This window comes from Rhodanobacter panaciterrae (assembly GCF_014651895.1).
GTDB lineage: Bacteria > Pseudomonadota > Gammaproteobacteria > Xanthomonadales > Rhodanobacteraceae > Rhodanobacter > Rhodanobacter panaciterrae.
This window is the reverse complement of sequence record NZ_BMXT01000002.1, coordinates 356,829-368,707: the sequence shown is the minus strand read 5'-3', so window position 1 is coordinate 368,707 and position 11,879 is coordinate 356,829. Positions and strand designations below refer to the sequence as shown.

Here is an 11,879-nt window from a genome sequence, read left to right as displayed (position 1 = left end):
CAGGGAAGCATGACCAAGAAGATCAGTGGTGCCGAGTATCCACTTGCGAAGATTTTCAGTTCAGATTTCGACTACAGCATACCTTCCTACCAACGCCCGTACGCATGGACGGAAGTGCAGGCTGGCGAACTGTTTTCCGATCTTCATGACTTCTTTCTGAAAGAGAAGGACGACACCTACTTTCTTGGCAGCATTGTGCTTATCAAGGAAGAGGGGCGCCCGCATGCTGAAGTCATCGATGGACAGCAACGCCTGACGACGTTGACGATCCTGCTTGCCGCCTTGACTACAAAGTTCTCCGGGGACCTTCGTACCGATTTTGAGAACTACATTCGTGAGCCGGGCCGTGCGTCTCAAGGGCTGAAGCCGAAGCCTCGTCTCGAACTTCGAGAGCGTGATCGACTGTTTTTCGCGGATTACGTGCAAGCTTTGAAGTTGGATGAAATGATCGCGATGGATCCGGCGCAACTTGATAACGAGTCACAGCGCAACATCCGGCGCAACGCCGAAGTCATGCTCAGTCGACTCGACACTTGCTTCAACAGCGACATCGATCGACTCTGCGAGTTCGGTGCTTTTCTGGTGCAGCGATGCTTCTTGGTTGCTGTCTCCACACCGAGCCAGCAGTCGGCATTTCGAGTTTTTTCCGTGCTGAACAGTCGCGGCCTGGATCTGTTGCCTACGGACATCATCAAGTCTGATGTGATCGGAAGCATCCAAGATCAGAAGCAGGATGAATTTACCGAGATATGGGAACAGCTTGAGGTTGAGACTGGCCGAGATGGCTTTGCGGAGGTCTTTACCCACATTCGAATGATCTACGCCAAAGAAAAGGCGCGTCGCGCCTTGCTCGAAGAGTTCCGTGACCGTGTTATCGATGAAGTGAAATCGTCGGAGAAACTGGTAAGCCAAATCATCTCCCCATACACAGAGGCCTATCTGGTTGCCAAGCAGTGTCAGTACGTTTCCACGTCCAATGCGACAGAAGTGAATGCGGCCCTCAAGTGGCTCAATCGCATCGACAACTCTGACTGGTTGCCGTCGGCAATGAGGTTCCTTGCTGACAAGGCAGGCGATGCGGTGTATGTGCTCTGGTTTTTGCGAAAACTTGAGCGACTGGCTGCAGTTCTTCACGTGTGCGGCTATGACGTGAACGCTCGGATCGAACGCTATGCGCGCGTGCTTCGCGCACTCGAAAGCGACCACTCGATGGTGCGGCCTGTTGTGGCGGTGGAGTTGACGGATAGTGAGAAGTTATCCATGCGGAACTACCTAGGCGCTGACATCTACACGATGACGCCGCGTCGACGGAACTATCTGATATTGCGGCTGGACTCTTTCCTTGTAGATGGTGCAGCGACTTATGACCCTAGTGTGTTGACGATCGAGCACGTACTTCCGCAAACGGTGGCTGCAGGCTCCGAATGGGCGAGCAGCTGGCCAGAGGTTACGGATAGATGGAGTTGGGTTCACAAACTGGCAAACTTGGTGCCGTTGACGCAGCGTCGTAACTCGGCGGCACAAAACTACGATTTCGAGCGCAAAAAGACGGCCTATTTCGGCGGGAGGCAGGGCGTGTCGTCTTACGCTTTGACGACCCAGGTTCTGCACAGTCCGGAATGGACGCCGACGAGTGTTGCGAAGAGACAACAAGAACTTTTGTCCATCCTGGATGAAAAGTGGGAGCTTGCTTGAGGATTGGTATTGGCGACTCATCGGTTTGCAAACTTCGTTGCGTCAATCAACATGTTTTGATTGAAGCAGTCGATAACCGCGCATCAAACTTTGCTGGCGTGTTGGGGAGCAAGGGCTGATCCAATAGCGGCTGTGCTTCAGCACATTCAGCCTTCCTTGCCCTCGCGTTCCCTCCGCCGATGCTCGCCTTCTGCCATTGCTTTGAAGCGATTCATCTGTTGTAGCCACAGAGGATCATGGCTGGCCTCGCTCTCATGCGTGGCCTCGTTCTCGCTCTTCGTGTCGGGAACTCGGTTGAACGGAATGCGCATCGGCGCGGCGTCGTGTTCCAGTGCCAGCTGCATGCTGCCGAAGTAGAGCTTGTTGTAGCCGAACTTCGCGTTGATGCGGTCGACCAGCGCGTCGACGCGGCCGGTGTCCTGCGTGGGTGCAAACAGTGAGCCGCTGCTTTGCGTGCGTGGCACCAGGCGCATCAAGGTCACACTGACCGATAGTGGCGTGGCGTTTGTCGGCCCCGGCAACAAGCGACGGCGATTGCCGCTGTCCAGCATGCCGTTCAACAGGCGCAGCAATTCGCGGCTGTCGTCGGTGGGGTCGAAGGCGAGGTCGCGTTCCCAGCGCTGGTCGTGGCCGATGAAGCGGATGCGCACGGCCATGGCGCCGCTGAGCATTTCCTCGCGGCGCATGCGCATCGCGGCCTTCACCAGCAGTTTCTTCAGCACGGCGCGGGCGCCAATGGCGCTGCGCAGTTCCGGTCCCAGCACATGCGAGTGGCCGATCGAGCCGCGTTCGGTCGGGGCGGTCGGCAGCCAGGCGCCGCGCAACAGGCCCCACATGCGCTCGCCCTCGATGCCGCCCCAGGCATGTCGCAGCCGGTGCTTGTCGGCGGCGGTGAGCTGGGCCACGGTGGTGATGCCGGCTTCGTGCAGGCGCGCTTCCATGGACTGGCCGATGCCGCACAGGTCGCGCAGTTTCAGACCGTGCAAGGCGTGCGGCAGGTCGGCCTGCTCGATCACGGTGAGGCCGTCGGGCTTGCGCATGTCCGACGCGGTCTTGGCGAGGAAGTCGTTCGGCGCGATGCCGATCGAGCAGCGGATCGCGCCACCGGGTGCGGCCAGTGCCACTTCGTCTTTCACCTGTTGCGCGATGGCTTCGGCGACGTCACGTTGGCGCTGGCGGCCGACCAGCTCGCAGGCGACTTCGTCGATCGAGCCGACCTTTGCAATCGGAATCGCGTGGTCGATCGCCTCGATCAGACGATGGTGCCAGTACACGTAACGCTCCGGCCGCGCCACGCGGATTTCGATGCCGGGGCACAGCCGCCGTGCCTCGCGCACCATCGTGCCGGTGCTGACGCCGAACGCCTTCGCCTCGTAGCTGGCGGCGATCAGGCTGGTGGTTTCGGCAGCCACCGGCGCCACGCCGACCGGCCGCCCGCGCAGGGTCGGATCCTCGTGCTGTTCGACCGAGGCAAAGTAACTGTTGAAGTCGACGAACAGGCTGCGCAGGCTCATGGAAGTTTCTCAAGCGAGCGGGTTGTATAGCTTGCCTCCGTCTCGCGGCGGGAGACAGTGCCGCCACCCACCTGGCGATGGAATCGGCTAGGCTGGCGCCACCGTCGGGAGGGCTGGCATGGGGAGTGCCGGCGGCGGCTTTCTTCGACATCACTAGGGGAGACTTTATGGGTACTTCGTCGTTTGCGGCGCTGGCCGGCATGGGCATGATGGCCCTGCTGGTCATGATCGTGGGTGGCATCCTGATTGGGGCGCTGGTGCTGTGCCTGGCGTTCCGGCTGGTGGTCGGCTACATGCCGTCCTATTTGCGCTCGATTGGCGTGATCCTGCTGACATTTGTTGCCGTGGCGGTGGCTTCGGTGGTGCTGGGCATGCTGATGCATGGCGGCGGCGGGCTGCTGCCGACGATCGTGAATTTCCTGGTCGGCGCCGCGGTGGTAAATTATTTGTTGCTGTCGCAGGACGGCAGCCAGATCGGGTTCGGCAAGGCCTGCCTGGTACAGCTGGTCTACATGGTGATTTTCTTTGTGTCGGTACTGATCATCGGCGTGATTTTGGCGATGGTATTCGGCCTTGCAATGTTCGGCATGCACTGAGGTTTCGATAGCTCAGATGCAGAAAGGGCGGATGAACTCCGCCCTTTTCTTTGCACAGCCCCCGATGGGATCACGCCAAGCTGGTAGCAATACCGAAGCTGATCGCCATGATCACCGCCACCGCCATGCAGGCGCTGCCGGGGCGGATGCGGTGCGCGTCGATGCGCGGGGTGAGCCGCCACAGCAGGACGGTGCCGATCAGCATGTCCAGCACCAGCGCGCAGCGCAGCAGACCGGAACTCAGCAGCGCCACGTAGGGCGGATGCAGATGGCCTTCGTACGCGGCCACGCCGACGATCAGCAGCATGCCGATCATGGTCCACAGCAGGCAGGCGAAGTAGATGCGGTTGAACACCACTGCGCAGCGTTCGGTCCAGCGCAGCACTGACCAACCGATCAGGGCGAACACCAGCGCAGCCATGCTGCTGTACAGCACCCACCAGAGCAGGCTGCTGATCACGGTAAGCAAGGTGGTCATGTGACTTGCTTGAACCCCAGTGCGCGCAGCAGCTTGGCCATCAGCCAGGCCGGGCCGATCAGCAGATACGACAGATCGGTGAGGAAGCTGGGGCGGCGCCCTTCGAACTGGTGCCCGATGAACTGGCCGATCCAGGCGACCACGAACACGCCAATCGCCAGGTAGCACAGCGAAGCGGCACCGAGCCGGTAGTACAGGAGGTTGGTGAGCAGCCCCAGCAGCGCGAACGCGATCAGCAGAGCGAGCGCCAGCCGGTGCGAGTGCTTCCAGTACCAGTAGAACGCCAGCACCATCACCGCCACGGCCACCGTGCCGGGACGGAAGAGTGAGGCCGGCACCGGGATCGTCCACAGCAGCGCGATCACCGACCACACGATCGGCGGCACGCAGAACCAGTGGAACAGTCGATTGGTCGGGTTCTGGTGGTCGCCGCTGTAACTGTCGAGCCAGTCTTGCATGGTGCGCATGGGCTTTCCCCCGATGGATTCAGCGTTGGATTCAGCTGAGTTGGATGCCGGCCAGGCGCTGCAGCGCCTCGGCATACTTGGCGGCGGTGCGCGCGATCACCTCGTCCGGGATCACCGGGCCAGGCGCGGTCTTGTTCCAGTCCTGCGTCTCGAGATAGTCGCGCACGAACTGCTTGTCGTAGCTGGGCGGGCTGATGCCCACGCGATACTCCTCGGCGGGCCAGAAGCGCGAGGAGTCCGGCGTCAGCATCTCGTCCATCACGTACAGCGTGCCGTTGGCGTCGGTGCCGAACTCGAACTTGGTGTCGGCGATGATGATGCCGCGCTCGGCCGCATAGGCGGCGGCCCACTGGTAGATCGCCAGGGTGGCATCGCGCACCTTGTCGGCCAGTTCCTTGCCCACCGCATTGACCACCACGTCGTAGCTGACGTTCTCGTCGTGGTCGCCCACGGCGGCCTTGGTCGACGGCGTGAAGATCGGCGCCGGCAACTGCTGCGCCTGCTGCAGGCCGGCCGGCAACTGGATGCCGCACAACGAACCGGTGGCGCGGTAATCCTTCCAGCCGGAGCCGATCAGGTAGCCGCGGGCGATCGCCTCGACCGGCACCGGCTTCAGCCGGCGCGTCACCACCGCGCGCTTCTCGTACAGCGCCAGGTCGGTGCCGGGCGGCAGCACGTCGGCCAGCGGCACATCGAGCAGATGGTTCGGCAGCAGGTGCGCGGTCTTGTCGAACCAGAAATTGGAGATCTGGGTGAGCATCTCGCCCTTGCCCGGAATCGGGTTCGGCAGCACCACGTCGAAGGCGGAGAGCCGGTCCGTGGCGACCATCAGCAGCCGGTCGTCGTCCAGCGCGTAGACGTCGCGCACCTTGCCGCGATGGATCAGTTGCAGGCCGGGCAGGTTCGATTGCGGCAGGGTGGTGGGCACGGCGAGGGGTTCCGCAGGCGGGGAAGCTACCTATTCTAGCCGCTGTGGCCGGAATGCCGGAAAGTCGCACCCGGCCGGCCATGCCAAACGTCACTGCTAGAATTGCCCGTCCTAGTCCCCATGTGTTGCCGATGCGAACCTTACTGATCGCGGCGCTGTGCCTGGTCGCCGCCCTCCCCATCTGCGCACAGACCCCGGCGCAGCCGACCCGACTGGGCCTGTGCGCGGCCTGCCACGGCAGCACCGGCCACGCCAGCATGCCCGGCGTGCCGAACCTGGCCGGCCAGCAGCTGGATTACCTGCGCGACGCGTTGAAGCAATACCGCGACGGCCGCCGCAACGTGCCGATCATGCGCGCCGCGATCGGTCCGGTCAGCGACGCCGAACTCGATGCGCTGGCGCGCTGGTACAGCGCACAGTCGCCGCAGCTACAGGCCCATCCATGAGTTTTTCCTACACGCTGTGGTTCGCGTTCTTCGGCCTGATCATCGGCCACCTGCCCGGCGCGATCACCGGTGCCGTGGTCGGTTTCATCTTCGACAACCTGCGCCACACCCAACGCAAGAACGCCACGCCGGAGGCCGGCGGCTTTGTCGGCCCGCTGTTCACCCTGCTCGGCGCGGTGGCTAAATCCGACGGCCGCGTATCGGAGCAGGAGATCGCGATCGCCGAACGTCTGATGACCCGGATGAATCTGGACACCGAGCTGCGCAAGCAGGCGGTGACCAGCTTCAACGTGGGCAAGCAGCCGGAATTCGACGTCACCCAGACCATCACCGCGCTGCGCAACTGGGTCGGCATGCGCCGCGATCATGCGTTCCCGGTGCTCGACGTAGTGATCGAAACCGTGCTGGCCGAGGGCAACCCGGCGCCGGAGAAGATGTCGATCCTGCGCCAGCTCGCGTTCGCGCTGCGGGTCAGCGAGATGGAGCTGATGGCGCTGATGGCGATGAAGGGTTACGCGTGGAATGGCGGCGGCCAGCGCGGTTACGGACGCGGCGGCCCGACCGGCGGCGGTTACGTGCCGCCGCAGCGCTCGCCGCAAGGGCCGGACCCGTACGCCGTGCTCGGCATCGAGCGCAACGCTGACGACCGTGCGGTGAAGCGCGCCTATCGCAAGCTGATTTCCGAACATCACCCCGATCGCCTCGGCGATCTGCCCGAAGACATGCGCAAGCGTGCCGAATCGCGCGCCAGCGAGATCAACGCCGCCTACGACCGCATCAAGGAAGCACGCGGCTTCAAGTAGGCGAGATACTTTCCCTCCCCTGCTCGCAGGGGAGGGCTGGGGAGGGGTTGCTCTTAGCGTCAAAGTCAAAAGCACCCCCTCCCAGCCTCCCCCTGCGAGCAGGGGGAGGAGCAAAGCGGCGGCACCAGATGTTTCGTCGTGGCAGACTTGAAGCTTGTTTTCGCGTCCTCGTTCTACCCTTTATCCAGGCACCCTCATGAGCAAACAATCCCCGATCATCGCCCCGTCCATCCTCGCCGCCGATTTCGCGCGACTGGGCGAAGACACCGCCGCGGCGCTGACCGCCGGCGCCGACTGGGTACATTTCGACGTGATGGACAACCATTACGTGCCGAACCTCACGATCGGCCCGATGGTGCTGCAGTCGTTGCGCAAGTACGGCATCACGGCGCCGATCGACGTGCACCTGATGGTCAAGCCGGTTGACCGCATCGTGCCGGACTTCGCCAAAGCCGGCGCCAGCCTGATCAGTTTTCATCCGGAAGCGAGCGAGCACATCGACCGCACGCTCGGGCTGATCAAGGAGTCGGGTTGCCAGGCGGGACTGGTGTTCAACCCCGCCACGCCGCTGGATTACCTCGACTATGTGATGGACAAGCTCGACCTGATCCTGATCATGTCGGTCAATCCGGGTTTCGGCGGACAGAAATTCATTCCCGGCACGCTGGAAAAACTGCGCCAGGCACGCCAGCGGATCGAGGCCAGCGGCCGCGCGATCCGGCTGGAAGTGGATGGCGGCGTCACCGCCGACAATATCGGCGCGATTGCCGCCGCCGGCGCGGACACCTTTGTCGCCGGCTCGGCGATCTTCCATGCCAAGGATTACCGCGCCGAGATCGACGCCATGCGCAAGGCGATCGGCTGAGCGTCAGTCCTCAGCGACTCGCAAAACATCCGCACATAAAAATCCCGGCGCAGTGAACAGCTGCGCCGGGATAAACGTCTGTCGGAGACGTGAGAGGAAACACCATGATCGGTGGGTGCCGGTGCGACTGCTGGACAGGGAGGGGTCAGCCGCCGTACCGGCATGTTCCACGGCAATGGAACGCTACCAATCGTTAGTTCTGACCGGGTCGATCCGGTTTGGTTCCCCGCAGAATTATGAACGCGCTGAATCCACGGCCCGATGCGGTTCAGGTAAAAAAATCCCCTCGCAAGGAGGGGATAAGGAACCACCATGTTGGACGGAATAGGGGATGCGGATTACATCGGTTGCCAGTCGGGGTCGGTGTCATCCCGCCCCGCGGTCGGCGCGATTCCCTTCGCGCCGGCCGCACCGATGCCTTCCACGGCAAACTGATGGAACACGCTGAGATTGAAACGGAATCGGTGCATGCCGTTCACCTTCAATGGATGCTGAGCAACACGCCGAGCAGCAGGGCGCCAAGCGCCAGCGTTACCCGCAACGGTTCGAAGCTGCGCAGCTCGGCGTTCGGGTCGCTTTCGGTGGATTTGATTTTCGACATTGTCCGGCTCCATGCGTGGTGCATGGTGTCCATCAAACATCCGGCCCGGGCGCTGGCGCCGGCGCAATCGGGCCGGCTTGCCGCTGGCTTGTGGCGAAACGCGGGCACTCGCGTCGCGCGGCTTGCGTCGCGGCAGTTCGCATAGCACGCTGCGCACACCTCACAGGGAGCGCGCCATGGGCCGCAACATTGCCATCGTCGAAGACGAACCATTGATCCGTGCCAACTACGTCGAGGCGTTGAATCGCTTCGGTTACGACGCGCGCGGTTACGGTTCGCGGCAGGAAGCGTCCAGCGCGTTCGCGATGCGCCTGCCGGAACTGGTGATCATCGACATCGGCCTCGGCGACGAGCCGGAGGGCGGCTTCGACCTATGTCGCGAGTTGCGCGCCAAGTCATCCACCTTGCCGCTGATCTTCCTCACCGCGCGCGATTCGGACTTCGACGTGATCTCCGGCTTGCGCCTGGGCGCCGACGACTACCTCAGCAAGGACACCAGCCTGCATCAGCTGGCCGCGCGCATCGCTGCACTGTTCCGCCGGATCGAATCGCTGAAGGCGCCGGCGTCCAGCGAGACGGTGATCGAGCACGGCCCGCTGAAGATGGAATCCGAGCGCATGCGGATCAGCTGGAACGGCGAGGAAGTGCCGCTCACCGTCACCGAATTCTGGATGGTGCACACGCTGATCCGCTTCCCCGGCCACGTGAAGAACCGCGACCAGCTGATGCGCGAGGCGGAGCTCGTCGTGGACGACGCCACCATCACCTCGCACATCAAGCGCATCCGCAAGAAGTTCATCGCGGTGGCGCCGGAGTTCGACGCGATCGAGACGGTGCACGGCGTGGGTTACCGGTGGAAGCCGTGATGCGGCGAATGCTGTCGATGTTGGTGTTATGTATGTTCGCCACGCTTGCGCAGGCCGGCACGTCAACAGACAACGTGCTGGCACATGGCTCGCGTGATGGCGCCACGCTCGCATGGGTGATCAGTGCCGCCACACCGTCCGGCTGGACGCGCGATTGCTGCACCTACGCGCACGCGATCGGCGTCGATGCCGTGCTCTATCGGGGCGAATGGAGCGGCAAGCCGCAGCGGGTGATGGTGCTCAATGTGACCCCTCGCAAACTGCCCACGCTGACGGCTGAAGTGCAGGCCGATCGCAAGCGTTATCTGCAGCACGATCCGGCTGGCAAGGTCTCCGGCATTGTCGTGCGGAATCCGACGATGCCGTGCGAGGCGAGCGTCTACCAAGGCAGCGATCATGTCGATGACGTGGTGGTGTTCTGCGATCCGGGCCAGGCCAGCGGCGTCCAGCTGAGCTGGTCGATGGCGTTCGATGCTGCCGATCCGTCACGGCGCACGCTGCTCGATGACTTCATGCGCGTGGTAGTAGCCACACACTATGCGCCCGATGCGGGAGCATCGCTGCCACATGGCCGCTGATCGTCCGTTCCGATGAACCTGCGCCGAAAACTCCTGCTGGTCGCCCTGTGCACGCTGGCGCTGCCGGTCGCGGGCTGGTTGTACGTGCGGCAGATGGAGGCGTTGTTGCGCGACGGTCAGGCGCAGGCGCTGCTGGCGTCGGCGGGCGCGGTGGCGCGCAGCCTGGTGGTGACCGGTGCGGTGCAACCGGAGTCGGACCGGGCCTGGTACGTGCAGCAGGCGCCGGGGCCGATCACCGTGGATGGCTACGGCGACGACTGGGCGCCGCTGACGCCGTGGAGCCAGCCGCTGGATCAGCATGGCAAGCTGCTGCTGGCTGCGGACGACGATGGGCTGTACCTGTACGCCGTCGTGCGCAACACCCGGCGCGTCCGCGCCGACGCCGACGATGCCAATGCGCTGGCCGCCGATCATCTGATCCTGACCCTGGGCAATGCCAATGGACAGCGGCGCTACCTGTTGGCCAGCGCGGCGCCGGGACCGCTGACGGCACGGCCGCTCGATCCCGCGGTCGATGGCTTGCCTGATCTGCTTGCCGCGCAATGGCAGGAGGACGGCAGCGGCTATCAGGTCGAGCTGCGCTTGCCGGCAACGCTGCAACTGCGCGTGCTCGGCGTCGGCGTGTATGACGCGGCGATTGGCGGCGACCGGATGGGCTCCGATACGCGGGCCTTGCTCAGTTATTCGAGCAAGCTTTCCGGCGAGCTGGCGCAATTGGTGCCCGATCGCGTACAGGCGCGCGTGCTGACCTCGCAGGGTTGGTTGCTGGCGCGGACTGGCCGTCTGAATACCGCGCCCGGCGCCGATGGCCAGCCAGGCTGGTTCGCCTCGCTGATCTATCGCTCGCTGCTGGCGACCCGATTGGAAGATGCGAGTCCGTGGTCGCAGGACGTGCCGCGGCTGGATACCGCCGAAGTTCGCGAAGCGAGCGTGGGCAAACCGATTGCCGTGTGGCGCAGCGGTGAGGAGCGCGGCAGCGTGGTACTGGCCGCCGCGGTGCCGATCGAGCATGCGGGCAAGGTCGACGGCGTGTTGCTGCTGGAGCAGGCCAGCCGCAGCGTGCCGCTGCTGGCCAACAAGGCCTTGCTCGGTCTGTTGTTGACCAGCTTCGGCGTGCTGCTGGTCGCCGGCGGCATCCTGCTCGCGTTTGCCACCCGGCTTAGCCTTCGGCTTGCGCGACTGCGCAATGCGGCCGAACGCGCGCAACTCAACGATGGACGTCTGGACGGCCTGTTCGAGCAGGGCCGCTTCCCGATGACCGATGCGCCGGACGAGATCGGCGACCTTGCGCGCAGCTTCGAGCGCCTGTTCGAGGTGGTCGATGGCTACACCGACTACCTGCGCACGCTGGCCTCGAAACTCTCGCACGAACTCAACACGCCGCTGGCGATCGTGAAATCGTCGCTGGACAACCTCGAACACGCCGCACTGCCGGCCGAGGCGCAGCCGTATCTGGCGCGTGCCCGCGACGGCGTGGCTCGGCTCGGCGCGTTGGTGCGCGCGATGAGCGAGTCGAGCCGGATGGAACGTTCGATCACCGCGGCGGAACCCGAGGACGTCGACCTGCGCGACGTGGTGCGCGGCTGCGCCGACGCCTACCGCGCCTTGATCGGCACGCGCCAGCTCGACTGCGTGCTGCCCGATGCACCGTTGTACCTGCATTGCGCGCCCGAGCTGATTGCACAGGCGCTGGACAAGCTGCTCGACAACGCGCTGTCGTTCACGCCCGAGCATGGCTGGCTGCGTCTAAGCCTATGCGCCGCACCGGACGGCGCCGAGATCGAGCTGGCCAATCAGGGCCCGCTGTTGCCCGAGGCAATGCAGGGCCGCTTGTTCGACTCGCTGGTCAGCCTGCGCGACAAGGCCACCCCCGGCGACGCGCCACACCTGGGCCTGGGCCTGTACGTGGTGCGACTGGTCGCCGAACGCCACGGCGGCGTGGCCAGCGCGCGCAACCTCGACGACGGCACGGGTGTGGCGTTCTCTCTGCACTTGCACGGCATGCCGCGTCAGCGCTTATAGCAGCGACGTCCAGTGCAACG

Annotated in this window: 13 protein-coding genes; 8 read left to right on the top strand and 5 right to left on the bottom strand. The window is 63.8% G+C overall.

The window, feature by feature from the left end; translation table 11 throughout:
• The first annotated feature begins 9 nt into the window (after nucleotides 1-9).
• Entirely contained in the window at nucleotides 10-1,695 is a 1,686-nt protein-coding gene (locus IE071_RS11100) for a DUF262 domain-containing protein (RefSeq protein WP_189441262.1), read from the top strand.
• Nucleotides 1,696-1,841: 146 nt separating this feature from the next.
• On the opposite strand, the gene IE071_RS11095 is transcribed toward IE071_RS11100, so the two are convergent.
• Nucleotides 1,842-3,209 carry a DNA polymerase Y family protein gene (locus IE071_RS11095; protein ID WP_189441261.1) on the bottom strand — a complete coding sequence of 456 codons (1,368 nt, stop codon included), beginning with the start codon at nucleotides 3,207-3,209 and terminating at the stop codon, nucleotides 1,842-1,844.
• A 167-nt stretch (nucleotides 3,210-3,376) separates the two neighbouring features.
• Here IE071_RS11095 and IE071_RS11090 point away from each other — a divergent pair, with 167 nt between their 5' ends.
• On the top strand, nucleotides 3,377-3,805 hold the full coding sequence (locus IE071_RS11090; protein ID WP_189441260.1) for a hypothetical protein: 429 nt from the start codon (nucleotides 3,377-3,379) through the stop codon (nucleotides 3,803-3,805).
• A 70-nt stretch (nucleotides 3,806-3,875) separates the two neighbouring features.
• On the opposite strand, the gene IE071_RS11085 is transcribed toward IE071_RS11090, so the two are convergent.
• From IE071_RS11085 to IE071_RS11075, 3 genes are read right to left on the bottom strand one after another with little or no spacing between them, the layout of a single operon-like run.
• The gene (locus IE071_RS11085; protein WP_189441259.1) at nucleotides 3,876-4,283 is read right to left on the bottom strand and encodes a hypothetical protein; all 408 of its coding nucleotides are present in this window, start codon (nucleotides 4,281-4,283) and stop codon (nucleotides 3,876-3,878) included.
• A complete protein-coding gene (locus IE071_RS11080; protein ID WP_189441258.1) occupies nucleotides 4,280-4,750 on the bottom strand; it encodes an Mpo1 family 2-hydroxy fatty acid dioxygenase in 471 nt (156 codons plus the stop codon). Before IE071_RS11080 ends, IE071_RS11085 begins: the two co-directional genes overlap by 4 nt.
• A gap of 31 nt (nucleotides 4,751-4,781) precedes the next feature.
• Entirely contained in the window at nucleotides 4,782-5,678 is an 897-nt protein-coding gene (locus IE071_RS11075; RefSeq protein ID WP_189441257.1) for a phosphoribosylaminoimidazolesuccinocarboxamide synthase, read from the bottom strand.
• A gap of 131 nt (nucleotides 5,679-5,809) precedes the next feature.
• On the opposite strand from IE071_RS11075, the gene IE071_RS11070 reads away from it, so the two are divergent.
• From IE071_RS11070 to rpe, 3 genes are all read left to right on the top strand, one after another.
• A complete protein-coding gene (locus tag IE071_RS11070; RefSeq protein WP_189441256.1) occupies nucleotides 5,810-6,124 on the top strand; it encodes a c-type cytochrome in 315 nt (104 codons plus the stop codon).
• Nucleotides 6,121-6,927 (top strand): co-chaperone DjlA, encoded by an 807-nt coding sequence (gene djlA / locus IE071_RS11065; protein WP_189441255.1) that lies wholly within the window; start codon nucleotides 6,121-6,123, stop codon nucleotides 6,925-6,927. The genes IE071_RS11070 and djlA overlap by 4 nt, the downstream gene beginning before the upstream one ends.
• A gap of 196 nt (nucleotides 6,928-7,123) precedes the next feature.
• Entirely contained in the window at nucleotides 7,124-7,792 is a 669-nt protein-coding gene (gene rpe / locus IE071_RS11060) for a ribulose-phosphate 3-epimerase (RefSeq protein ID WP_189441254.1), read from the top strand.
• A 338-nt stretch (nucleotides 7,793-8,130) separates the two neighbouring features.
• Here rpe and IE071_RS15940 read toward each other — a convergent pair whose 3' ends face one another.
• The gene (locus IE071_RS15940) at nucleotides 8,131-8,262 is read right to left on the bottom strand and encodes a hypothetical protein (RefSeq protein ID WP_268244960.1); all 132 of its coding nucleotides are present in this window, start codon (nucleotides 8,260-8,262) and stop codon (nucleotides 8,131-8,133) included.
• A 307-nt stretch (nucleotides 8,263-8,569) separates the two neighbouring features.
• On the opposite strand from IE071_RS15940, the gene pdsR reads away from it, so the two are divergent.
• From pdsR to IE071_RS11045, 3 genes are read left to right on the top strand one after another with little or no spacing between them, the layout of a single operon-like run.
• Nucleotides 8,570-9,259, top strand: a complete 690-nt coding sequence (gene pdsR / locus IE071_RS11055) for a proteobacterial dedicated sortase system response regulator (protein WP_189441253.1) — start codon at nucleotides 8,570-8,572, stop codon at nucleotides 9,257-9,259.
• A 32-nt stretch (nucleotides 9,260-9,291) separates the two neighbouring features.
• A complete protein-coding gene (locus tag IE071_RS11050; RefSeq protein ID WP_229792865.1) occupies nucleotides 9,292-9,837 on the top strand; it encodes a hypothetical protein in 546 nt (181 codons plus the stop codon).
• 12 nt (nucleotides 9,838-9,849) lie between these two features.
• On the top strand, nucleotides 9,850-11,859 hold the full coding sequence (locus tag IE071_RS11045) for an ATP-binding protein (protein WP_189441251.1): 2,010 nt from the start codon (nucleotides 9,850-9,852) through the stop codon (nucleotides 11,857-11,859).
• The last annotated feature ends 20 nt before the right edge of the window (nucleotides 11,860-11,879 follow it).